14 protein-coding genes and 2 pseudogenes are annotated in these 24,849 nt (G+C 37.4%); 11 read left to right on the plus strand and 5 right to left on the minus strand.

Going from position 1 to position 24,849, the window contains the following annotated elements; genetic code table 11:
* The first annotated feature begins 42 nt into the window (after positions 1 to 42).
* Positions 43 to 1,190 (plus strand): IS3 family transposase gene (locus tag AB8618_RS17285; RefSeq protein WP_413403321.1). Its coding sequence is split into 2 segments (ribosomal slippage): positions 43 to 280 and positions 280 to 1,190, totalling 1,149 coding nucleotides; the frame shifts between segments, so codons are not numbered across the junction.
* Positions 1,191 to 1,204: 14 nt separating this feature from the next.
* Positions 1,205 to 1,684, plus strand: a pseudogene (locus tag AB8618_RS17290) (patatin-like phospholipase family protein); the annotation flags it as partial.
* Positions 1,685 to 2,053: 369 nt separating this feature from the next.
* On the opposite strand, the gene AB8618_RS17295 reads toward AB8618_RS17290, so the two are convergent.
* Complete coding sequence (locus tag AB8618_RS17295; protein ID WP_413403323.1) at positions 2,054 to 2,617, minus strand: YSC84-related protein; 564 nt, start codon at positions 2,615 to 2,617, stop codon at positions 2,054 to 2,056.
* A gap of 140 nt (positions 2,618 to 2,757) precedes the next feature.
* Between AB8618_RS17295 and AB8618_RS17300 the strand changes: the two genes are divergently transcribed.
* Positions 2,758 to 3,969: a tyrosine-type recombinase/integrase gene (locus tag AB8618_RS17300; RefSeq protein WP_413403325.1), complete on the plus strand. Its 1,212-nt coding sequence runs from the start codon at positions 2,758 to 2,760 to the stop codon at positions 3,967 to 3,969.
* A complete protein-coding gene (locus tag AB8618_RS17305) occupies positions 3,969 to 5,168 on the plus strand; it encodes a cation:proton antiporter (protein ID WP_413403327.1) in 1,200 nt (399 codons plus the stop codon). Before AB8618_RS17300 ends, AB8618_RS17305 begins: the two co-directional genes overlap by 1 nt.
* A gap of 76 nt (positions 5,169 to 5,244) precedes the next feature.
* On the opposite strand, the pseudogene AB8618_RS17310 reads toward AB8618_RS17305, so the two are convergent.
* Positions 5,245 to 8,288 (minus strand): annotated as a pseudogene (locus AB8618_RS17310) (FAD-binding and (Fe-S)-binding domain-containing protein).
* A 144-nt stretch (positions 8,289 to 8,432) separates the two neighbouring features.
* On the opposite strand from AB8618_RS17310, the gene AB8618_RS17315 reads away from it, so the two are divergent.
* A complete protein-coding gene (locus AB8618_RS17315; RefSeq protein WP_008108725.1) occupies positions 8,433 to 8,645 on the plus strand; it encodes a PGPGW domain-containing protein in 213 nt (70 codons plus the stop codon).
* 52 nt (positions 8,646 to 8,697) lie between these two features.
* Here AB8618_RS17315 and ppsA read toward each other — a convergent pair whose 3' ends face one another.
* Positions 8,698 to 11,073, minus strand: coding sequence for a phosphoenolpyruvate synthase (gene ppsA / locus AB8618_RS17320; RefSeq protein WP_008108727.1), 2,376 nt, complete (start codon positions 11,071 to 11,073; stop codon positions 8,698 to 8,700).
* A gap of 154 nt (positions 11,074 to 11,227) precedes the next feature.
* On the opposite strand from ppsA, the gene AB8618_RS17325 reads away from it, so the two are divergent.
* Positions 11,228 to 12,037 (plus strand): pyruvate, water dikinase regulatory protein, encoded by an 810-nt coding sequence (locus AB8618_RS17325; protein WP_008108730.1) that lies wholly within the window; start codon positions 11,228 to 11,230, stop codon positions 12,035 to 12,037.
* A 91-nt stretch (positions 12,038 to 12,128) separates the two neighbouring features.
* Here the strand turns inward: AB8618_RS17325 and AB8618_RS17330 are convergent, their stop codons facing one another.
* Positions 12,129 to 13,478 (minus strand): class II 3-deoxy-7-phosphoheptulonate synthase, encoded by a 1,350-nt coding sequence (locus AB8618_RS17330; protein WP_413403574.1) that lies wholly within the window; start codon positions 13,476 to 13,478, stop codon positions 12,129 to 12,131.
* Positions 13,479 to 14,080: 602 nt separating this feature from the next.
* On the opposite strand from AB8618_RS17330, the gene AB8618_RS17335 reads away from it, so the two are divergent.
* Entirely contained in the window at positions 14,081 to 14,956 is an 876-nt protein-coding gene (locus AB8618_RS17335) for a DNA replication terminus site-binding protein (RefSeq protein ID WP_413403332.1), read from the plus strand.
* 61 nt (positions 14,957 to 15,017) lie between these two features.
* Here AB8618_RS17335 and AB8618_RS17340 read toward each other — a convergent pair whose 3' ends face one another.
* A complete protein-coding gene (locus tag AB8618_RS17340) occupies positions 15,018 to 16,232 on the minus strand; it encodes a hypothetical protein (protein ID WP_013463357.1) in 1,215 nt (404 codons plus the stop codon).
* A gap of 770 nt (positions 16,233 to 17,002) precedes the next feature.
* Here AB8618_RS17340 and AB8618_RS17345 point away from each other — a divergent pair.
* The 4 genes from AB8618_RS17345 to rmuC all read left to right on the plus strand — a co-directional run bounded on the left by AB8618_RS17345 (position 17,003) and on the right by rmuC (position 24,830).
* Positions 17,003 to 18,241 (plus strand): AAA family ATPase, encoded by a 1,239-nt coding sequence (locus AB8618_RS17345; protein ID WP_413403334.1) that lies wholly within the window; start codon positions 17,003 to 17,005, stop codon positions 18,239 to 18,241.
* Positions 18,242 to 18,256: 15 nt separating this feature from the next.
* The gene (locus AB8618_RS17350; RefSeq protein WP_010388796.1) at positions 18,257 to 19,219 is read left to right on the plus strand and encodes a transcriptional regulator; all 963 of its coding nucleotides are present in this window, start codon (positions 18,257 to 18,259) and stop codon (positions 19,217 to 19,219) included.
* 414 nt (positions 19,220 to 19,633) lie between these two features.
* Positions 19,634 to 22,780, plus strand: coding sequence for a DEAD/DEAH box helicase (locus AB8618_RS17355; protein WP_010388794.1), 3,147 nt, complete (start codon positions 19,634 to 19,636; stop codon positions 22,778 to 22,780).
* 580 nt (positions 22,781 to 23,360) lie between these two features.
* On the plus strand, positions 23,361 to 24,830 hold the full coding sequence (gene rmuC / locus AB8618_RS17360; RefSeq protein WP_413403337.1) for a DNA recombination protein RmuC: 1,470 nt from the start codon (positions 23,361 to 23,363) through the stop codon (positions 24,828 to 24,830).
* The last annotated feature ends 19 nt before the right edge of the window (positions 24,831 to 24,849 follow it).

Here is a 24,849-nt window from a genome sequence, read left to right on the forward strand (position 1 = left end):
CACCCAATAAGTTACATTGTAACTTCTAATAAGAGGTGTTTTATGAGCAAAGGCAAACGTTTTACCCAAGAGTTTAAAGAAGCGGCTGTTAAACAAGTTACTGAGCGCGGATATTCAGTTGCAGAAGTCGCTGAACGGTTAGATATTTCTACTAAAACGCTATATCACTGGCGAAGCCAATTATCAGATAAACCTAAATCCGTTCAACCATCCGATGAAAAATTAAAGATCGCTAAATTAGAAGCGCAATTGAAACGTGTCACGGAGGAACGGGATATTTTAAAAAAGGCCGCAAGGTACTTTGCCAGCAACCCCGAGTAAAGTACGGCTTCATTCGTGATCATCAAAGTGAGTTTTCCATTACGACGATGTGCCGCCTTTTTAAGCTGCATCGCAGTGGTTTTTATGCGTGGTTGAAAAAGCCTTTAAGCAATAGAGCGCTTGAAGATAATCGCTTGTTGAAGCTCATTAAAGCGTTTTATGTAGCCAGTGGCGGCACATATGGTAGCCCTTGGATACATGCAGACTTGCGTGAAGCCGGTGAGCGGTGCAGCGTAAATCGTGTCGCTAAGATCATGCGACAACATAAGCTTAAAGCGCAAATTGGGTATAAGCGTCGCCATATTAAAGTCGGTAAGACATCGCGGATTGCAGATAACTTATTAGCGCGTCAATTTAACCCACCTGCGCCGAATCAATCATGGGTGAGCGACATAACTTATATAAGAACTTATGAAGGTTTTTTATATGTGGCAACAGTAATGGATTTATTCTCTAGGCGTATTGTGGGTTGGTCGATGGATAAAAATATGGATAAGCGCCTTGTGATAAACGCACTGCTGATGGCTGTATATCAACGTCAACCGAAGGCTGAGGTAATGGTGCATAGTGATCAAGGTAGTCAATACGGTAGCGCTGACTATCTCGCATTTATGAAAGAACATAATCTTGTGCCGTCGATGAGCCGTGCTGGGAACTGTCATGATAATGCGGTTGCTGAAAGCTTTTTTGCGACAATTAAAAAGCGAATAGTTAAGCGTAAGATATACTCGACACGCGAAGATGCGAAAGGTGAGATATTCAATTTTATAGAAATGTTTTACAATCCAAAAAAGCGCCATTCACACACAGGCGGTGTTTCACCTGCTAAGTTTGAAGAAGCGTACTATTCTGAGTTAAAAACTGTCTAGTGAAAGCTGGGAAGTCCAACAAGTTTAAAACACAAAGCATTGAACTCACACAAACAAATTTAAAAGATGCCTTACTGGCATCAGGTTCTATACCACTAGTAATGCAAGGCATAAAAAATATTGCCGGTTCACCACCAGGAATATATCGCGATGGCGGTATTATTGATTACCACTTTGATTTAAAAATTAATAACCCAGGCTTAATTTTATATCCGCATTTTAATTCAGATCCAAAAGCAGGGTGGTTCGATAAAAATTTAAAACGAAAAGTGTCGCCACAAAATTACGACAACGTAGTGATGATCACCCCATCAAAAGAATTTGTAGCCGGTTTACCTTACGGAAAAATCCCAGACAGAAACGACTTTACTGATCTAGATGCAGACACGCGGATTAAATATTGGAACACCGTGTTTAGTGAAACTGAGAAACTGGCTGAAGCGTTTGATAAAAAATTAAATGCTAAGAATTTTGATTTGAAGTTATATAACTAATTTAACTTTAAAAATTAAAATAACCATCTCAAGTGATATAAATGAAAGAGTGTAAGCCTTTATATTAAAGTGTTTAAGTTTTAATTATATTTAAAAGCTTGCTTTTTAGGTCAGATAAATAAGTGTTCTAAGTTTTATTTTGTGCTTTAAATGTTTTATACATGTTTTCTGCTATTCGTTAAAAAATGAAAAAAGAATAATAAACATCGTATATTGGATTCTATAAGCGTAAAGTTATTTTAGCTGATAGCTGATAGCTGATAGCTGATAGTTAACCACCTATAAATTACGTTATGTTAAATTTAATCATTTAAATTAAAGTGGGCGTAATCATACAAACTAGCCCACTTATGATAGGGTTTTGGTCGCTTAGTTTAGCTCAGAATCTACCCAAAATTTAGTGCCTTTTAAAATGGCTTGCAGTGCAAGGCCACTTTCGGTTAAAGAATACACAGTAACTTGGTCTGCAATGGCTTCGGCAACCAAAGCACTACCTTTATCTTGGTATTTTGCAGCAGCATCGGCATTACCACCGAACGCCCAACCATGTTTAATAAATCTATTTAACGCAGCTTGATCGTGAAAAACCATCACAATATTAAAATCTTTAACACCTAAACCTAAGCCTAAACCAGCTTCACCCATGTTCATATAGGTCGACTTACCAGTTAGGTTATTTTTTACTACACCATACCCGCCACCAAAACTGGCTAAAATGACATTTACATTGGCATTATCAAAAACGGCATAACCGGCTGAATTGGCAATTTGGGTTTTAACATCTGGTTTTTTAGCATAAAGAGCAGTTAATGTATTCGATTTCATACTTTGTACTAAAGCACGTTTTTCTCCAGGAGAAGCACTGCCTGTAGTAGCGCAACCTGTTAATAAAACGCTAATTACTAACATGCTTAACAGAAGTAATTTTTTCATGATTTTTCCTTTAATAAGGTATATGGTTAATAAATCTGCATTTAGCATAAATATCAAAATTTCGTTATGTCCAATACTAGACAGTATCGGACTTTAAGGTTAATCTATAAGTCTATTATTTTCTTATATATTTTACTATTATGCTTGTTGCTCTGGTCGATACATTAAAACAATTACGTTATCAAATAGCTCATCTTGAAGATAATACACTCCAATCAGAATATCCAGAACTAGCCTCTTTTATACAGCAAGTCAGCTTGACTGTAACTGAATCAAAGGCCGATCTTAATTTTTTATACCAGTTTTTATATGTTTATGGCCGAAAATCCGAAGCAACATATAGTCGTTTTCGCAATGAATTAGAACGTTTTTATTTATGGTCATGGCTTATAGCTGAAAAATCAGTATTCGATTTAAAGCGCGATGATATCGAAGCCTATGTTGATTTTATGGTCGAGCCGGATAAAAAGTGGGCATCTACTTCGGTGCAGTGGCGCTATAAAGATGAGCAAGGAGTGCGTCGGTTAAATCAAAATTGGCGCCCTTTCATGCAAAAAGAATCTATTGCGAGTCAGCAAACATTATCCGCTATGTTTACTGCCCTTAATGTATTTTACAAGTTCGCTATTTTAGAAGAAAAAACTTTCGCTAACTTTGTACCTGTAGTTAAGAAAAATAGTCCCTACTTGGTTGTGCAATCACAAATACAAATTCCCGATACATTAAGCGATATTCAATGGGAATACGTATTTGGTGTAACGCGTGATCTGTGTGAACAAAAACCAGAGTATGAAAGAAACCTATTTACCCTCGCCTGTTTAAAAGGATTATATTTACGTATATCAGAATTATCAGAGCGTCCACAATGGTCACCTGTTATGTCTCATTTTTGGCAAGATAACGATGGCTTTTGGTTTTTACGTATAATGGGTAAAGGTAATAAATTACGAGATGTAACTTTAAGCGATGATTTCCTTGAGTATTTAAAACGTTACCGGTTATACCGTGGTTTACCTGCCCTGCCCCGTGTTGACGAATCCGACCCGTTAGTGCATAAAATTCGTGGCCAAGGTGGTATGACAGTAAGACAAATTCGACGTTTAGTACAACAAAGTTTTGATATTGCTCAGCAGTCATTACTTGATGATGGGTTTAAAGATGACGCGGAACAATTAGAAGCGGCCACTGCACATTGGCTTCGACATACCGGTGCAACGCATGACGCACAAACTCGACCTTTAAAACATTTATCTGAAGATTTAGGCCACGCAAAAATAGCCACAACTGATCAAATATATATTCAAACAAATATTAAAGAACGGGCAAAGTCTGGAATAAAAAGGAAGATTTAATGGAATACTTAGTTATTGCTTTTATTGGTGCATTATTTTTAATTTATTCTATAACACTACGCCAATTAGAAAAAACAGAAATTACCGGGCCGATGTTTTTTGTTATAGGGGGGATAATGCTAGCATTTATAGCCCCAAACGAAAGTGAAAATTTTAAAAATGGCTTACGGTATTTACTACCCTTTATAGAATTAACGCTCAGTATCTTTTTGTTTACCGATGCGGCAAAGTCAAAACTAGGAGTATTAAGGCATAGTTTTCAATACCCAAGTTTACTTTTATTTGTTGCCTTACCATTAACTTTATTACTCGGGATTGTAACCGCGTTATTTTTATTTGCTGAGCTTTCACTAATTCAAGCAGCACTTATCGCAATTATATTAACCCCAACCGATGCGGCTTTAAGTAAGGGATTATTAAGTAATACAAAAGTTCCTGAAAAAATACGCGAAGGTATTAATACAGAAAGCGGTTTAAACGATGGCTTATGTGTGCCTATATTTTTAATATTTATTCTGCTTGCAAAAAATCCTGAGTCCGCGATTACTGCAACACAAACGTTAAGTGTATTTGCTAGAGAGTTGGGAGTTGCATTATTAATTGCATTTGCAAGTATTGCTTTATTTATTCCGTGTTCAAACTTTGCAATGAAGCGACATTACTTTGCCCAAAACACTAGTCCGTTTTTACTATTGGGCTTTGCTATGGCTGTATTTTCACTTACGCAATATTTTCATGGCAGTGGATTTATTGCCGTATTTGTAGCGGGGCTTTTATTTGATAAATACGCTAGCACCACAATAAACAAAGAGCTGATTGAAGACTCAGAGCATATAGCTGACTTTTCCTCTTTAATGATTTGGTGTTTATTTGGATTTGTTTGTGCTTATTTAGTGATACCGAAATTAAATACAGAAATAATAATTTATGCGCTACTTAGTACAACACTGATTAGAATAATTCCTGTTATGTTGTCACTACAATTTACGTCATTAAAAATAAAAGAGCGTTTAACGTTTGCTTGGTTTGGGCCGCGAGGATTGGCTTCGATTGTATTTACTTTAATGGTTATCGATACACAAATAGAAAATAAATTTCAAATTGCGACCATAGCAATGACCACAATATTATTTAGTGTATTTATTCATGGTATCAGTACAAAACCCATTGCAGATAGTTTTGCTAAAAAAACTAAATAAATATAAACAAAAATAAAAAAGCGCAACTTAATGATAAGTTGCGCCTTTATATTTTACAGCTTACTTAATTAAATTATTAACTAAGCACTTTTGCCAGTAACTCTATTGGATGCTTAGGCTTAAATTTTTCATAACGTTTTACTTGGCTACGACATGAAAAGCCAGTTGATAAAAGTTGTTCAGGTTTATTTTTATCAACGATAGGTTTCCAACTCATTTCATAAAGTGCTTTTGAGTTTGCTTGGTTTTGTGCTTCATGACCATAAGTGCCGGCCATACCACAACACCCAGTACTTGTGGTGTTTAATGTTAAACCAAGCTGATCAAAAATATTTTTCCACACACTTGCGGCTTTTGGTAATGCAGTCGTTTCGGTACAGTGACTTAATAAGGTAAATTCAGTATTTATTTGTTTAGCTTCTAAAGCACTGAACGATTGTGTTTCTAACCATTCATGCGCAAGTTGCACATTAAAATCGCCACGGTTATTTTCTAAAATTGTATTATATTCATCGCGATAACACATCACTAACGACGCATCTAAACCAACTAGCGGCGCATTAATATCATTAAGCTGATTTAAAAACTCTGCAGCATTTTTTGCCGTTAGCTTAAATTCATGCAAAAAACCTTTCACGTGCTGAGGTTTCCCATTGGGTTTAAAGGGTAACAGCATTGTTTTTTTCCAAGCTGAGTAATTAGTGTAATAAAACTCTCAACCAATTCTGCTTCGTAAAAGCTGGTGAATGGGTCTTGAACAATGAGTACATAATCATTTTGCTCATCGGCACTTAGTTTTTTAAGTAATTCTAAATTAAATTTTTGCGCTTTGTTTACACGTTTGTTGAGTGCAGGAATACTTAGCTGCGGGGTATCAACATAGCCTACGGTTTTTTTAATGAGACTACTAACTAATGATGTTTTTACAATTGGATTAATAACCCTAGCAAATTTTGCCATTAACGGTGCACTGTTTTCAATATTACCCACTAAGTAATCTTTGAGTGGGCGGGCATAATAACTGTGATAATAATTTAAAAAACGGGCACGGAAAGTTGGCACATCTACTTTTATTGGGCAAGCCGTAGTACACGCTTTACACGCTAAACATTCATCCATTGAGGCTTTTACTTCATGCGAAAAATCGTAAACGCCTTGTTTTTTCTCTCTGCTATGAACAAAACGCTCCCACCAAGTAATAACTTCACCTTTGTTAAGTTCTTTTTCTACCTCAAGTAAATTAACATCTTTTGACTCTTGAAGACGTAACCATTCACGCATTAGCCCTGCTCGACCTTTTGGCGAATTACGGCGATCACCAGTCACTTTGTACGATGGGCACATTGGCGAGCTTTCATCATAATTAAAACACAAGCCGTTACCATTACAGGTCAGTGCATTGTTGAAACTGGTCTTAACATCAATTGAAATTTGCTTGTCGAAGTAAGAACGCTTTTGCCCATCAACGCTAACTAGTAAGTCTTCACTTTCAAACGGGGTACATATTTTTCCGGGGTTGATTTTATTATTTGGATCAAACGCCGATTTTATTTTTCGTAATTGCGTAAATAAATGCTCACCAAAAAATTCAGGACCGTATTCACTTCTATAGCCTTTACCGTGCTCGCCCCACATCAAACCACCGTATTTTGCAGTGAGTTTTACTACTTCATCTGAAATAGTGCGCAGTAATTTTTCTTGTTCTGGGTCGCACATATCCAGTGCCGGCCTAACATGTAAAACGCCAGCATCAACATGACCAAACATACCGTACTGTAAATTATGGCTATCGAGTAGCGCTCTAAATTCAACAATATAATCGGCTAAATTTTCTGGCGGGACGGCGGTGTCTTCTGCAAACGCGAGAGGTTTTTGGCTGCCTTTTACATTGCCTAGTAAACCCACTGATTTTTTACGCATTGCATAAATTTTTAATATATCGCTTTTATCGCTGGTCAACTGATAGCCAATAACGCCATTAGTTTGATTAGCTACACACTCATCTAATAATTTACATAATGTGTCTACTTTGTCTTTTATGTCTTCTGGTGATACGGCATTAAACTCAACCATGTTGAGTCCTTGCATATCTTTATTTGGTACATCAGTTATTAAGTCCGATACTGAATGCCAAATAATATCTTCACGAGCAAGATTTAATACTTTGCTGTCAACAGTTTCAACTGAAGTTGCGCGGGCATCAACTAAAAATGGTGAATGGCGAAGCGCAGAATCAAAACTGTCGTATTTTATATTTATGAGGGTTTTAAATTCTGCGATAGGTGTTAGGTTTAATTTTGCTTCAGTAACTATGCCTAAAGAGCCTTCTGATCCTGTTATTAAGCGGCTCATATCAAAAGTTTGTAAGTCTTCACTTAGCACATGTTCTAGGTCATAACCGGTTAAAAATCTATTTAACCGTGGAAATTTGGCTAATATAGCGCCGCGTTCATTAAGTGATATGTCTAATACTGTTTTGTAGAGTTTGCCAATTAAGGATTCCTGATCGGCAATTATTTTTGCTTTTTCAATGTCTATTGGACTGGTAGACATTGCAGTGCCATCAACTAAATAGGTGGTTAGCCCTAAAACATGGTCGCTGGTTTTGCCATAAACTAAGGAGCCTTGCCCCGATGCATCAGTACTGATCATGCCGCCAATAGTGGCGCGGTTACTAGTAGATAAATCGGGTGAAAAGAAAAATCCATACGGTTTTAAAAAGTCGTTAAGTTGATCTTTTATCACACCGGTTTGAACTCGTACCCAACCTTCTTTAACGTTTATCTCGAGGATTTCACGCATATAACGTGATAAATCAACCACAATACCAGGCGTTAAAGATTGACCATTTGTTCCTGTGCCGCCACCGCGAGGACCAAAAGTTAACGATAAAAAAGGGTCTTGCGATGCTATTTGCAGAGCAACTTGAATGTCTTTTTCGCTTTTAGGAAAAATAACACCTTGCGGAAGCTGCTGGTAAATACTGTTATCAGTTGATGCTGTGAGTCTGGTTGCATAACTTGCGTCTGTATCTCCAGTAAATCCTTGATTTTTTATAGTATTTAAATAATTTGCGACGAGCTCGGTCGCGGCATCTTGTTGTGTAATAGTTGCTATCATGGCGGCGCTTATTAATGCATTTGTATAATTATATCATGGCGATGGCTAATAGAAATTGAAGATTTTACAGTTTGTAACACTCTTTTTATCGATATATGAGCAGCTGCAATTATAATCAAGTTAAACGCCTACTATGAGGTTTATATGAAAAAACTACTAATGCAGATCAGCGGCACACTGTTTATTTTACTCGGATTATTGTTTGCTGTGGTGCCAGGGCCATCGTTAATATTTTTTATTGCAGGCTTATTCTGCTTTTCTATGTATTACCCTAAAGCTCGAGGGTATTTAACATGGTGCCAAAAAGCACTGACTCGCTCGTGTGCCTATTTAGATAAAAAATTAGCAAAAAATTAATTTTTAGTCATAAAAAATGCCAGCAGTTGCTGGCATTTTTTAACGAGGTAACTTACTTAGCAAGTTTGTCTGCTAAGTATAACCATGTTTCTAGTACTGTATCTGGGTTTAGCGAAACAGAGTCAATGCCCTGCTCTACTAACCATGCTGCAAAGTCTTCATGATCTGAAGGACCTTGACCACAAATACCTACATATTTACCTTTCTCTTTGGCTGTTTTAATTGCCATAGAAAGTAGCTTTTTGATTGCAGGGTCACGCTCATCAAATAGGTGAGCAATTAAACCTGAATCGCGGTCAAGACCAAGCGTTAACTGAGTTAAATCGTTAGAACCGATAGAGAAACCATCAAAGTATTCTAAAAATTCTTCAGCCATTAATGCGTTTGACGGAAGCTCACACATCATGATTACTTTAAGACCATTTTCGCCACGTTTAAGGCCATGTTCTTCAAGTAATTCAATAACGCGTTTACCTTCTTCAAGGGTACGTACGAATGGGATCATGATTTCGATGTTGGTCATATCCATGCTGTTTCTTACGCGTTTTATTGCTTCACACTCAAGTGCAAAACAATCACGGAAGTCTTCAGAGATATAACGTGCAGCGCCACGGAAACCAATCATTGGGTTTTCTTCTTCTGGCTCGTATTGCTGGCCGCCCACTAAGTTAGCATATTCGTTTGATTTAAAATCAGACATACGAACAATTACGCGCTCTGGTGCAAACGCACAACCTAAGGTAGAAATACCTTCAACTAGTTTACCTATGTAGAATTCAACAGGTGATTCGTAACCGGCAATCATGTCTGTGATTTCTGCTTTTAATGCATCTGTTTGTGCATCAAAATTTAATAACGCTTTAGGGTGAACGCCAATCATACGGTTGATGATAAACTCAACGCGCGCAAGGCCTACACCTGAATGTGGTAAACGTGCAAAATCGAATGCGCGATCTGGGTTACCAACGTTCATCATTACTTTCATTGGAAGTTCAGGCATTTCGTCAACACGTGAAGTAAGTACTTCAAAGTCTAAAATACCTTCGTAGATGAAACCAGTATCGCCTTCGGCGCATGATACAGTAACTTCTTGACCAGCTTTAATTAAGTCTGTTGCATTACCACAACCAACAACGGCTGGAATACCTAACTCACGTGCAATGATTGCAGCATGACATGTACGACCACCACGATTTGTAACAATCGCAGCCGCGCGTTTCATAATAGGTTCCCAGTCTGGGTCTGTCATGTCGGTAACTAATATGTCACCTACTTGTACTTGGTCCATCTCTTTGATTGAGTCAAGTACACGTACAACACCACTACCAATTTTATGACCAATTGCACGGCCTTCAACAACAACATTGCTGCTGCCATTTAGTTGGAAGCGTTCCATTACGTTTGTGTCTTCGTTTGAGCGAACAGTTTCTGGACGCGCTTGAACTATATATAGTTTGCCATCGTTACCATCTTTTGCCCATTCGATGTCCATTGGACGACCGTAATGTTTTTCAATGATTACAGCTTGTTTGGCAAGATCTTGCACTTCTTCATCTGTAATCGAAAATTTGTTTGAAAGTGCTGAGTCTACGTCAACAATTTCTACTTGTTTGCCATGAGCTTTGTCTTGAGAGTAAATCATTTGAATGGCTTTAGAGCCAATGTTACGACGTACTACAGCTGGCTTGTTTTTAAGTAGCGTTGGTTTATGAACATAAAATTCATCAGGGTTAACCGCACCCTGTACAACCATTTCACCCAAACCATAGCTTGATGTGATAAACACTACATCTTCAAAGCCCGATTCAGTATCAATACTGAACATAACACCTGATGCTGATTTATCAGAGCGTACCATGCGTTGAATACCCGCTGATAACGCTACACCACGGTGATCGTAGCCTTGGTGAACACGATAAGAAATAGCGCGGTCGTTAAATAACGAAGCGAATACGTGTTTAATAGCAGTCATTACAGAATCAATACCAACAACGTTTAAGAACGTTTCTTGTTGGCCTGCAAACGAGGCGTCTGGCATATCTTCAGCAGTAGCTGATGAACGAACAGCAAATGAAACATCTGCAGAAGCGTCACCATGAAGTTGGCTATATGCATCGCGGATTGCTTTATCTAGACTAGGTTGGAATGGGGTATCGATAATCCACTGACGGATATCGGCGCCGACTTTGGCGAGTGTGTTTACATCATCAACATCAAGAGTATCTAAAATGTCGTGAATTTTTGCGTTGAGTCCTGATTGTTCTAAAAACTCGTTAAAAGCGTCTGAGGTAGTAGCAAAACCACCTGGGACTTGCACACCTGCGTTAGCTAAGTTTGAAATCATTTCACCAAGTGAGGCATTTTTACCACCAACTCGAGGAACATCTTGCATACCAAGCTCTTGATACCAGAGAACGTATTCTTGCACGGATCTTTCTCCAAAAAACAAATTGTAGTACTAACTGTGAGAGTTAAGAAAGAAAACCTTTTATAAAGGTCGCCCCCATTCTACACTGGCAAACGTCCTCACGTAAACCGTGATACACTTATTTTAAAATTAAATGTAATAAAAAAGAGGCTTTATGAGAACTGCGTTTTATATTTCAGATGGTACGGCAATCACATCTGAAGTGTTTGGTCATGCGACCTTGTCTTTATTTCCTGTCGAATTTAATCATAAAACAATTCCTTTTGTAGAAACCGAAGAAAAAGCGCATGAAATCAAAGCGCTTATTAACGCCACATCGTCTAAGCAAGGTGAGAAGCCTCTAGTGTTTTTTACTTTTGTGAATCATAAATTATCGGAAATTATTCGCTCTGCAGATGCTGTCTCGTATGACTTTTTAACAACCTATAGTGAAAAAATTGAAAGTGAATTAAACGTTGCCCCAGTACCTAAAGTACATAGAACCCATTCAATACACGAAAAAAGTTATGACTTTAGAATTGATGCAGTTAACTATGCTTTAATGAATGACGACGGCGGTAATATTAAAAACTTTGCTGAGGCTGATATTATTTTAGTTGGCGTTAGTCGAAGCGGTAAAACGCCAACAAGCCTCTATTTAGCCCTGCAATACGGTATTAAAGCGGCCAACTATCCGATCACAGAAGATGATTTAGAAAGCGAAGGGTTACCCAAGTGCTTAGTGCCTTATAAGCATAAACTGTTTGGTTTAACTATAGACCCTGAGAGACTGGCTGCGATTAGAGATAGACGAATGGCAAACTCAAAATATGCATCAATTAGACAGTGTCGTATTGAAGTGCGCGAAGTAGAAATGCTCTATAAAAAACATAAAATTGCTCATTTAAATTCTACCCACCATTCGGTTGAAGAGATCTCAGCAAAAATCATTTCTGATACAGGTCTTGAGCGTCGTAAGTACTAACAAACTAACATGTGATTTAAGCATGTAATCACACACAGCACACAAAAAAGCCGCTAAATAATAGCGGCTTTTAACATATTAAGAAGGCGTATTACTTGCGAGCATCTTTTAAAAGGTCTGCAACTAAAAAGCCAAGCTCTAATACTTGATCGGCATTTAAGCGAGGGTCACATTGAGTTTTGTAACGCTGCGCTAAGTCATCATCTGATAGTCCGTATGCACCACCGGTACATTCAGTAACATGTTGTCCGGTCATTTCTAAATGAACACCACCTGCGTATGAGCTTTCAGCTTTGTGAACAGCGAAGAACTGACTAATTTCGCGCATAATGTTATCAAAGCTGCGAGTTTTATAACCTGAGCTGGCTTTCTCTGTATTGCCATGCATTGGATCTGAGCTCCAAATTACCTTACGCCCTTCTTGCTGTACTTTGCGAACAAGCGCTGGTAGCTTCTCTGGTAATACATCTGCACCCATTCGTGTAATGAGCGTTAACCTGCCAGGAATGTTATCTGGGTTTAGTGCATCAATTAAACGGATAAGCTCATCTGGCTCCATACCTGGGCCAACTTTAACGCCTATTGGATTTTTAATGCCCTTAAAGAAGTCAATATGAGCATGGTCTAACTGACGTGTGCGCTCACCAATCCAAACAAAGTGCGCTGAACAATCGTACCAGTCACCTGATAAATGGTCTCTACGGGTTAATGCCTCTTCATAGCCTAGCAATAACGCTTCGTGTGATGTGTATAAATCTGTTTCTTTTAAGCTTGGCGCTATAGTTGAATTAATACCACATACTTCCATGAATTCTAAAGCGTCTTGAATTTTATCTGCCAGCTGTTGGTATTTTGCTTTTTGTGGATTAGCAGCAACAAAGCCCATGTTCCAACGGTTAACCTGATGTAAGTCAGCAAGCCCACCTTGTGCAAAAGCACGTAGTAGGTTGAGTGTTGCCGCACTGTGATGATACGCGGTCATTAAACGCTGAGGGTCTGGAATACGCGCTTCTTCAGTAAACTCAAAGTTATTTACTATATCACCACGGTAAGATGGTAACGAAACACCGTCTATTGTTTCTAAGTCGGCTGAGCGTGGCTTAGCGTATTGACCTGCCATACGTGCAATTTTTACAACTGGGCATTTACCGCCATAGGTTAGTACTACAGCCATTTGTAAAATGGTCTTAAATGTATCGCGAATATTTGCAGCGTTAAAGTCACTAAATGATTCTGCGCAGTCACCACCTTGAAGTAAAAATGCGCGGCCTTCACACACATCTTCAAGTTGTTTAAACAAACTTCTAGTCTCTTCTGCAAACACTAAAGGCGGTGCGCTTTTAAGCTGGCCTTCAACAGATTTTAATATGTCTTGATCTGGGTACTGTGGCTGCTGCAGTATTGGCAGTTCTCTCCAACTATTTGGGTTCCACGATTGCATGTTCATTCCTCATTCCTATTACCTGATGTATTGAAATTAACGTATGCAGAGGGCTTTGTTCAAGGACTAAATCGACTATTTACCAATTATTTAGTTATTAGTTAAATTTAAATAGGATTATTATCTATGATTTAACTATTTTATTGATAATAAATATATAAATAAAGAACACTAATGCATTAAAAAACAATAGGATAAATAGTAAGAGTGGTATTTATTAAGCTTTGCTTGCAGCCACTTAGCTAAGCTGTATAAGATAATGTTAACACAAGGAACACATCATACTTAAATCAACTATATGTATTCTTAACTTTACAGTAAAATTAAATATATCAGCCGTCAGTTATGTAGTTTCAAATATATATGCTAGCTGAGTAGTTCTGCTGGTTTATACCCACTCCTTCATACTGCGTTTATATATAACTATTAGTAAGTTAGAAAATATTACTATTAAAATGATCATACCAACAATTAAGAACACATCATACTTTATTTCACTTGATGTTAATCTTAACGATAGAGTAATATTTAAGAAACAACTACCAAAGCAAAAGGTTATTTGCGAAAATAGTTAAATAGTAAGATGTGTTCTTGGTGGTGTTATGGTTACAAAGGTACAAATTAGAAGTCAGTTTGATTTACTCAATGAGTTAACGCTTAGGCTGATTGAGGAGCTTAAAGAATATGGGTTTGCTAAAGCTGAATACTATCAACTGCCAGAAATAAGCAGTATAGATGAAAATATAATTCCCGAGTCGATTACAGTATCTAAAATTACAGGGGAACTGGCACATAAGGCTATTTTAAATTCTTTTTCTGATATGTATAAAAAGCCTGGTCTGAGTAGTCGCGTATTAAAGCGCCACCCTGGTTTATTAATTATACAAGACGCTAATAAACAAGCTATTATTGATCGGATTGCTCAAGTTAATAATGCAAAAGCGGCATTTAAAAATTGTATTTTGGCGATAGACAATAACGATGCTCGATTTGAAGCCGTACATAATGCTATGCCAAATTTAATTACGCTTGCCGCTTATCGTAAAATTCATAGCGAAAGCGAATCCCCTTTTTCAGTTCGTTTTACTTGGATGCATAAACACGCCACTAAAACACTCACAAAAAAGATGGCTCTTGAAATGCTCGAAAAGTCCGCTGGGTATAAAAACCCAAGAATGATTGATCAGCAAAAATGGCAATCATTGGTTGCTCAAGAACAAGTTCGTGTTGCCAGTCTAGGTGAAAAAGAAAAATTACGAATTAGGCGCCCTACCCGAGTTAGCCCACAAGTTAATGTTAGATACACGGCTCAAAATCGTTATCATGTTAGTGCGGCCTTACCTTTTATTCTTGTAAACCCACAACCCGATGTTAAGTATGGCCAACTGCCGAGTTACGAAAAACCGTTATCACATCCACGAAAACGTGAGTATGACTTTCTGGTAGACCGTTTATATTTAGAACAAGTAACAAAGTAATTATGTTAAAAAGGCCACTTACTGTGGCCTTTAATATAACTACTGGTAAAAATTAATATAATTATTTTTCTACAATTTCTTCCAGCTTATCTTCATCAATTAATACTGCATTTTCAACAATGCGTTTACCACCTTGTATCTCTATCCGTTTGTTATGTTTATTTAATGCCAGTATCTCATCACAAAACTGATCAGATGGGTGCATTTCATAAGTGTAATCTACAATATTACCTGTTTTATCATCTTTTACATTCGTAATGCTGTACTCAGATATTGCTCCTTTTTCTATTAAATCTTTCATCGTGGTAGTCATATCACGGCGCAGTGCTTTTAATTTATTTTCGGTAATATCATCAGTTGAATAGATAGAGCCATATTTTTCCATAATAGACAACAGTCTAAAATGGTATGTTTTTCCTGGGGCAGCATAGCGCCATAAATGATATAAACGTAGCATCATCCAACGCGATAATCCGCGCTTTAACTCTTGAGCACTATTAAAATAATAACCTTTATATTCAAGGTTATCGATCATGTTATGAACAAACGCATTTAAACACGCTACACATTTAACATTTCCGCCTTGGCCTTTTTTACCACTAAAGTGTAAAGACGATAAAAAGTTCATGTTCGACTCGTAGAACGAATCATCAATATCTGAGTTTTTAGTGTCAGTAGCAGAATATTTAAATGAAAGTTTTGAACCTTGCAATGCTTCAAGCGATTCTTTAATTTGCGGATAAGGCATAGATTGACCTACCGCTTTAAGTTCTTGTGCTAATTCGTTCATAGAAAACACAACGGCATATTGAATACCGGACTTAAAATTAATTTTTACTATTTTACCTTTTGAAGCAAGGCGAATAAGTGCACGCTCAACTTTTTCTTCTCTATCTGATGGCCAAACTAAGTATTCTACGTCTTCACCATCTTTACGAGTACTTACCACAGCCGGTGTTATTTTAATTTCACCATCGTATAAAATACCGTCTACTTTTTCAGATATCTTACGTGTAATAATGGTTTTTTTAGGGGCTTCTTCAAGTGGCAGCTTTTTATGTCCTGAGCGAACAAAGCGTCCCCACAGATCATAATGGTTAAATGTGTTAGAGTAAGCGCGTAACCCATGGGCTGCATTTTCTATCGAAATTCGCACATCTTTATTATCTGTAAATAGTGCTAAGCTTTCGTTATCAATTGCACTTTCCACCCCGTGAATTTGGCCCCTAAGTGTATCGGGCAAGTTATCTACCGAGATGTTGACCTTTCGGCTCATGGTTTTTATTTCCGTTTTTATTGTGACAGCTAATAACAACACATAAAGCCACAAAAGTTAAATGTTTAAGTTAGTATAAAAGTGATCTGACTTCAAATAAAATGCACAGATCAATATTTTACTAAGAAAAAGTTAAAACATGAGATTTCAGATCAGGTTTTTACTAACTAGGCTTTAATAAACCGAATTTTTACTAACTGAAGAATAAATTTGTCCATTGCAAAGTGTTTTTTTTAAATTTAGCACGACAAATGACAGTAAAAATGAGAGGCCTGTGGATAAGTTTAGTTCCAGTTAGCATAGATCTGATCTGTACTTACTACAGATCAGATCTATACTAATTAAACCGCTTATTATTCCTGATGGTGGGTGCATAACTTTATAATTTACTTAGTAAAAACATGATCTACAGCATCTATTTTGTGAGTAACTCAGTGCTTAACCTGTGCGTAACTAAGCTGCTAAATATTTGCTTAGTAAAAAGGTGATCTGCTAGTAGATAAGGATCTGATCTTAACCACGTACAATGCTGATCCAGTTTTTTTAACATTGTTTATATAAATCATAATGTTATATGTATATTTTAAGGCCTTAGCCTTTAATACCTTATATATTTAACCATACTTAAACTTCTTTATTTATACTAAGCAATATTAAAGGCGTAAAATTATTTTATATGTCATGTATTTAAAATGCATGTCGCCTTAAATAGTTGTTTACAGCTAATTGAATGGACATTATACTAAACGCCTAACTTTGAGGAATAAAGTATGTCTATCAATAATAATGCGCTAGATACCTACCGACTTTTGAAAGCAACCGCAGAAGTTGCTGAAAAATCACTAGAAGGACGTATTCAACATTACCGCGCCCATCTTAAATCTGAAGAAAAAGAATTAAGAACCTACACCCAAAAAGCCGCTGCTGATTTACTTGGTTGTAATAATCGTACCTTAAAAAGACGCCATGACAATGGTGATTTTGACGATTTAAACATAAAGCGCGGTGCAAACGGTCATTACGCTTATACGTTGGTTAATATTTTTGCCATGGCCGATATAATGGATATAAAACCCGATCATCGTGCACCAACAGACAAACTCCAAGTTATTGTTATTAATTCACTAAAAGGTGGTTGTGGTAAAACAACGAGCATGGTTAATATTGCTGCAGCACTTGCCACTACTAACATCAAGCGTTACCGAATTGGTATTATCGATTTAGATCCGCAGGGGTCATCATCTAGCTTTTTCCCATCTTCTGAGCCCGATCCAATTACTGTTGGTGATTTAATGCGTGACTGCATTGATCTTGAAGAAGGTGAAACCTGGCCTGAATTTGTTTCAAACTCTTTTTTACCAACTCATATTCCTAATATTCGTATTTTACCCTCAGGTATGGATGATTTTTATTTTGAACATGAAACTGCAACCTTGCTTAAAGACACCTCAAACTATGAGCAAACTCGCCATTACCATAAGCTGTTAGAGCGTGTTATCGAGCCAGTAAAAGATGAATTTGATATTTTACTAATTGATACAGCGCCTACCCTTAACTTTATGTTTTATAATGCATTAATGGCTTCTACAGCGATGCTTATACCAGTTCATCCTGAAGCGGTAGACTTTGATGCTAATAATAAATATTTAAAACGTTTAGGTGAGATTTATCATACCGTTGCAGCTCTTGGTCACGATGGTTGGGACTTTATGCAATTTTTGGTTACCAATTATGTAAAAGGTAATCACTCACAACGTGACATAGTTAAAGACGTAAGAAGCGCCTTTGGTCGCCAAGTCATGAGCTACCCTATTAATCACAGCTCAGCAATTACTGCGAGTTCATCCTCGTTTAATACTATTTTTGATCAAAAAGCGTCTGACAGTTTAGCGAGTAGAGAATCGTTAATGCGCGCACAAGAAAATATCAAAGATGTTGTTGACGAACTCGAAATGCTAATTCGTTCAAATTGGCAATCTACACAATCAAAATTAAATACGCCTAAGTAAGGATGTTGACTAAAAATGGCTAAAAAACGTAAAAATGACACCCGCTTAGATCCCTTTGCAACCGCTGTCGGCAGTAGCAGTTTAGACGCTCTTTTAGAGCAAGCTAATGCAGGCGATGTTATTCGTATGCCTGCGCCAAGCGATCCTAATCGCGAAATCACATTGGTTTGTAAAGTGATTGCTCATAACGAGATTGAAAAATCGACTCAGGTTTATGGTAAAAATCGCCGTGTACAAGCGCTTTTAAACGAAAAGTCGGTATCCGATATACTTCCTGCAATTAAAGAAGATGGACGTAATCAGCACCCCGCCCTGCTTTGGGATCAAGGGGATATGAGTCTTGTTCTTGCAGGCTCAAGACGTCGCAAAGCCTGTATTTTGGCTGGTGCAGATTATCTTGTTTTGAGTTCAAGTGATTTTAATGAGCAAGATGCCAAAGTGTTAGCAGTTTCTTCGGATCAATACATTGCTCCAAGTCTTTGGGAGTTAGGTCAAGCGTATCAGCAAACTCGAAACGAACTCATTCAACAAGGCAAAAAAGGATCGTACCGCGAGATTGCCGTTATTGAAGGGGTATCGCATACCGCCATTGCGGATGCTATTAAAGCGTATGAGCAAATATCTGCCGATGTTATAGCTCTTTACCCAACAGCTAATCATGTTGGTAGAGAAGTCGCTAAAAAGCTGATTAACGCAAAGGAGCGAGACGAGGTTGCATTTAACGAGTTAGTTGTAGCACTTGCAAGCAATGATGAAGTTAATGCCTTAGAAGCCGACGACAAGCGCGCTATGCTGATCACTAAACTATTAACCGCAGAGCCTAAAACAGCATTAAAGCGTGAGGCTGTGCTTGAAAACGACTTTATTAGTGTGCAACGTAACCTTAAAAGTGGTGACGTTTCAATAAAAATTAATAATAAAGTGATGACAGACAAGCGCTTAGAACAACTGACTAAACTATTAAGTGCTTTTAATTAGTTAGTAATATCGTGATCTGTAAAGGGGGTAGGTTAGTTAAATAGTGATCTAGCCCTCTTAATTAGTTAGTAAAAATCTGATCTTCCGTGGTGATAAAAAGCAAAAAAAGCCCGATAAACTACTAAGGATCGTATTTTTACTAACTAAACCTGCTCTATTTGATTAAATTGCTACCTTGTTAGTAAAAACCTGATCTACTCCTAGCAAAACCTCCCTGTTAAGTTAATTTATTGTTTTTATTTTGTAATTTAAACGCCTTTTTTTAGTGAGTAAAATTAAACAATCCTTATAAACCAATTTTTTACTAACCAATCAGATCCAACCAGTTTATTTTAAAAATAATATTGCTTTAGCTCAGCGTTGATAAGGCATATACTGGAAAAATTGTTTTTAAATTTTAATACTTTGAGTGACATGTCTGCTAACTTATCAAAAAATGATTTAATGGCTATTTTTGAAGAAATTAAAAATGAGCAGGCTACCCAGTTTCCTCTTTCTGAGCGATTCATAAAAAAATTGTTTAAACCCGCGGTGTTAGCAAAAGGTAAGTCGTATTATAAAAACGGCCAAATAAGTTGGTTAGAACATAATGCTGATTTTTCTGTTGTTGATTCTACTGTGCAAGGCGATAAGGGCATTGCGTTTAACCAACGAATTGAGATCAGTAAATTACCAACTGGCTATTCAGTCGACACTCACTGTACTTGTAATGTTAAAACTAAATGCCGCCATTTGGCTGCAATTTTGTTAAAACTTAAAATTGAACACTCAGGTGAATACGGCGAAGACTATTTTATTAATGACTGGTTTAGCGAACTCAGCTCGCTTAAAAACACCGATCAAGCTCATCCATCACAAGTGTTACTGTTTGTATTAGATATTGAAAACGATAAAGTATTTTTAACGCCTAAAATTGCCAACTACGATAAAAATAATAATTATGCATTAGGTCGCAATTTAACTGAGCAACAGCTTAATAGTTTTGTAACCCCTAGCGACCTGCTAGAAAGTGATTTTAGATTATACAGCTGGATCCGCTCGCAAAATGCGGTCGGTAATATTGAACTCAAAGGTCAATGGGGCTTTAACGCGCTGCAGCAGTTACTAGCTACAGAACGATTATTTTTACAGCGTTCGCGAGTACCTATAAAAGCGCAACCTGGCTTACCCCTAAATTTTGTTTGGGAAAAACAAAAAGAAGTCACCCAGTTAAAAATTCACCTAGATCAAATTCCTAATTGGGCATTAATTAAAACTACGCCGCCCATCTACTTAGATTTAGATAAATATAAGCTAGGCCGCATTCGCACGCCGCTCAGTGCTGACGAAATTGCTCATTTACAAACAATACCAGCACTTCACGATACAAACTTTGATCGAATTTATAAGCAGCTTGCTGATAATTTTGGTGCCGGTGTTATTCCCCATCCTACTAATGCACCAAGCATGCCTGTTAAGTCGTTGAGTAATGCCGTACTTAAAGTCAGCATGTCGGGCTCAGTAATGGCTATTTCGTTATCGTTTAAGTATAAAAATAAAAACTATTTAGCAGGTACAGCGCCTGAAAAACTAATAAACAGTGCATTTGAAAACACCGTTACCAACGAGCTGGTCAACTTAGGCTTTGATTTTTGTAAAGGGGGTTTACACAGCGAGTTTATTTTTAGTCAGGAATCGGCTATTCACTTACACTGGTTAGCGCATGAGGTGTTACCAAGCTTTAAGCAACGTGGCTGGCAAGTCTCAATGAGCAAAATAAATATTGCCGATACTAAAAACCAAATTTCCTTGCATGTAAACAGAGCTGCTGGGCATCAAATGCATTGCAAAGTTGTGCTTAACGATACCAAAGTGGCGACCTTATTTAATGTAAATAATAAACTGTTTGAATCGTTAAATCGTCAAAGCGAATTGTTTTATTACTATCCCGTTGGCCGTCAATTTGGAGTTATAGATAAGGCTGCGTTTAATTTATTAATTGAGTTTAAATTGCGATTTGAGTTTATTAAAACGCGCGACGAATTTAATATTCCACTTTCATATTTACCTGAGTTAGTTAAGCACACAGCCATTAATGTTGAGCTACATGATCCGTCATTAGAGCGCTACCTTGATGAGCTAAGCAATGACGCGCTGTTATCGCCCAATATCGCCATTCATGGCTTACACGATTCTGTGGTGCTTAGAGAATACCAGCAAGAAGGCGTAGCTTGGCTTAACTTTTTAAAGCGTAATCAGCTAGGTGGTATTTTAGCGGACGATATGGGCTTGGGTAAAACTTTGCAGGTGATTGCTTATTTAGCCAGTTCTTATAATACTCCGCAGGCTGGCCCTACGCTTATTGTTTGCCCAACAAGCTTAGTGAGTAATTGGCAAAACGAAATTAACAAGTTTGCTAAAAACTTAAAAGTCACCACTATTTTTGGTGCACACCGTAATGATGCGTTGAAACACTTGGCACAAGCACAGTGTATATTAACCACCTATCCGTTATTAAAACGTGATATTGCTTATTATTCGCCACTGTATTTTGAAAACATTATTCTTGATGAAGCGCAGTATATTAAAAATGATACGGCACAGGTATCGCGGTTAGTTAAACGTTTGAATGCCGATTTTAAGCTTTGCTTAAGCGGTACCCCAATTGAGAACAATTTATTTGAATTAAAGTCGTTACTCGATTTTGCTATGCCTTCGCTATTAGGTTCCCAGGCGCACTTTAAGCAGCACTTTCAAGGCCCTATTGAGCGTGAGAGTAACATTGAGCGAGCAGAGCAACTAAAAGCGTTAATTATGCCGTTTATTTTGCGCCGTACTAAAGCTCAAGTGGCTCAAGAGCTACCGCAAAAAACGGAGCTTGTTAAAGAGTTTGAATTTGAGCCTAAACAAAAAGACATGTACCAAGGTATAACTCACGCGCTTGAAGAAAAACTCATTGATTTATTTGCCGAACAAGGCGTACAAAAAAGTAAACTCGCTTTTTTAGAGGCACTATTAAAACTTCGTCAAATTTGTTGTCACCCTAAGCTGATTGAGCCAGAAACCGACGCAGCCAGTGCTAAGTTAGAATGGTTATCAAGCCATTTACCATTAATGCTCAGCCTTGGGCGTAAGGTGATTATATTCAGCCAGTTTACCTCTGCACTTGATTTAATTGCTGAGCGTTTGAATACACTTAACATTAAATTTAGCATGTTAACAGGGCAAACGCGCCATCGCGATAAAGTGATAGACGAATTTACCAGTGGCACTACTTCGGTATTTTTAATTAGCTTAAAAGCAGGTGGCACAGGGCTTAATTTAACCCAAGCCGATACCGTTATTCATTTTGATCCTTGGTGGAATCCAGCAGTTGAAAAGCAAGCGACCGATCGTGCTTATCGTATTGGCCAAACTAATCCGGTATTTGTGTATAAATTGATTATGGCTAACTCTATTGAACAAAAGGTGTTTCAAATGCAGCAAGATAAACAAGCGCTTGTAGATGCATTATTTACCGAAAAATCAATGAGTTTTACCCAGTTTGATGAACAACAAATGTTGTCTTTAATTAAAAGTTAAAAATTAACAATAATTTTTTGAACTTATTTGAATTGTGGGCGTCTATTAATACAGCTTGGTTAAATTGCAGTTTCTCCAAGTTTTCATGTTGATATCCCATATAGTAGTTACTAGACATAGTAATGATTAAGCCAGCCAGTTCAGCGCTGGCTTTTTTTGCCTGAATATTTTAAACTATTTTATTTTAAAATATTTTTGAACTAATCAATAATAGCTGGGTCTATTAATATGCTTGTAGTTGATATGTTGTTATACAAGTTTCATGTTGATTTCCCTGTTTGATTACTAATTTAGTAATATTGAGCCAGCTTTATTAGCTGGCTTTTTTTATGCTCTAAATTCAACTTTTTTAAAAATTATTTTGAACTAATTTAATCAGAGCGCGTCTACTATTATGCTTGTAGTGATGTGTTGTTATACAAGTTTCATGTTGATTTCCCTGTTTGATTACTGATTAAGTAATATTGAGCCAGCTTTAATAGCTGGCTTTTTTTATGCGCTTAATTTAGTGCGTTACCCCTACTGCTAAAGAGCGTTATTCGTTATGATGGCATGTCACTAAATTTTAAAAGTTTATTTTATGTTTACTTCGTTTTTATCCCATTTAGATTGGTTAAGTGTAAGTGCTGGCGCTCTAACAGGCATGGCTATTTTTGGTGTTGTATCAATGCAATTAAGCAAAAAAATAAAGCGCCAAGTAAATGAGCAGCAACAACAGTTAATGCTATTACAAAGCCAGCATGAGCAAACGCAAAGCCAATATGCCGCATTGGTTGAAGAGCACGATTTATTAGGGCTTACACATCAAGAGCAACGGGATCAGTCGCAGCATTTTAAAACCCGTTTAACCGAGCAAGAAAAACAAAGCCAACTTTATAATCAATATTGGCGTAAAGCCGAAGCCGAGCTTACCGCCTTGCGAGAGCAATACAACCTGCGCGATGTAGAGCTAAATAATATACGCACTACTCTTGAGCAAAAGCAGCAACATTTTAGCGAACAACTCGCCCATATAGAGCAAAGTAAAGAAACACTTAAAAAAGAATTTGAAAATTTAGCTAACCAAATATTAGAAGAAAAGTCGCAAAAATTTAAAACCCTCAATCAAGAAAGCATAGAGCAGTTACTTAAGCCGGTTCAAGGTGAGCTAAAAGGCTTTAGAGATAAAATGGAGTCTATTCACGTTGAAGACTTACAGCAACGTGCAGCACTTAAAACCGAGCTCTTACATTTACAAGCCAAAAGCCAAGCAATTACCGAGCAGGCCGATAAGCTAAGCAATGCCTTACAAGGGCAAAAGAAAACCCAAGGTAATTGGGGCGAGTTAATGCTTGAAAACGTGCTTGATAGCGCAGGCCTGCGCGCTGGCACCGATTACAAGCGAGAAGTGTCTTTTAATACCGAAGATGGCCGTTTGCGCCCTGATGTTGTGGTGTATTTACCTCAAGGTCGACACTTAGTGATTGATGCAAAAACATCGTTAAATGCCTATACCCGTTATGTAAATGCCGAAACAGAGCTTGAGTCTCAACAAGCGATTAAAGAGCATGTAAATGCCGTAACTGCCCGTATAAATGAGCTGGCCAGTAAATCGTATGACCGTTTACCAGGTATAAACTCGCCTGAGGTTGTTATTATGTTTGTACCCATAGAATCCGCCTTTGTAGAAGCACTTAAATACCAAAGCGACATTTACCAGCAAGCAATCGAAAAAAACATTTTGGTTGCTACCCCTACTACCCTATTAACCAGTTTAAATATTGTTAAACAGTTATGGCGCTTTGAAGAGCAAACTAAATATTCAAAAGAGCTGGCTAATCGTGCTGAGCGTTTTTACAGTAAGCTCAACGGCTTTTTAACCAGTATGGAAGGCGTGGGTAAACAGCTTGATAAAGCCAAAGAAACCTACGATAAAGCATTTTCTCAGTTATACCGGGGTAAAGGTAACTTAATTAAACAAGCTTCTGAGTTTAAAGAATTAGGGGTGTCGGTACAAAAAGAATTGCCTAAAGAAAGCGTTGAACGAGCACAATTAGAGTTAGATGAATAATTTTGCTAAACGTTAATGT

It is taken from the genome of Pseudoalteromonas sp. RW-H-Ap-1 (assembly GCF_048318575.1).
Classification (GTDB): domain Bacteria; phylum Pseudomonadota; class Gammaproteobacteria; order Enterobacterales; family Alteromonadaceae; genus Pseudoalteromonas.

Excerpts from the sequence above, each read along its gene's own strand:
- AB8618_RS17330 (WP_413403574.1), bottom strand. The coding sequence starts at position 13,478 with ATGCAATCGTGGAACCCAAATAGTTGGAGAGAACTGCCAATACTGCAG.
- AB8618_RS17350 (WP_010388796.1), top strand. The coding sequence starts at position 18,257 with ATGGCTAAAAAACGTAAAAATGACACCCGCTTAGATCCCTTTGCAACC.
- AB8618_RS17315 (WP_008108725.1), top strand. The coding sequence starts at position 8,433 with ATGAAAAAACTACTAATGCAGATCAGCGGCACACTGTTTATTTTACTC.
- rmuC (WP_413403337.1), top strand. The coding sequence starts at position 23,361 with ATGTTTACTTCGTTTTTATCCCATTTAGATTGGTTAAGTGTAAGTGCT.
- AB8618_RS17295 (WP_413403323.1), bottom strand. The coding sequence starts at position 2,617 with ATGAAAAAATTACTTCTGTTAAGCATGTTAGTAATTAGCGTTTTATTA.
- AB8618_RS17355 (WP_010388794.1), top strand. The coding sequence starts at position 19,634 with ATGTCTGCTAACTTATCAAAAAATGATTTAATGGCTATTTTTGAAGAA.
- AB8618_RS17335 (WP_413403332.1), top strand. The coding sequence starts at position 14,081 with ATGGTTACAAAGGTACAAATTAGAAGTCAGTTTGATTTACTCAATGAG.
- AB8618_RS17340 (WP_013463357.1), bottom strand. The coding sequence starts at position 16,232 with ATGAGCCGAAAGGTCAACATCTCGGTAGATAACTTGCCCGATACACTT.
- AB8618_RS17300 (WP_413403325.1), top strand. The coding sequence starts at position 2,758 with ATGCTTGTTGCTCTGGTCGATACATTAAAACAATTACGTTATCAAATA.
- AB8618_RS17345 (WP_413403334.1), top strand. The coding sequence starts at position 17,003 with ATGTCTATCAATAATAATGCGCTAGATACCTACCGACTTTTGAAAGCA.
- AB8618_RS17305 (WP_413403327.1), top strand. The coding sequence starts at position 3,969 with ATGGAATACTTAGTTATTGCTTTTATTGGTGCATTATTTTTAATTTAT.
- AB8618_RS17325 (WP_008108730.1), top strand. The coding sequence starts at position 11,228 with ATGAGAACTGCGTTTTATATTTCAGATGGTACGGCAATCACATCTGAA.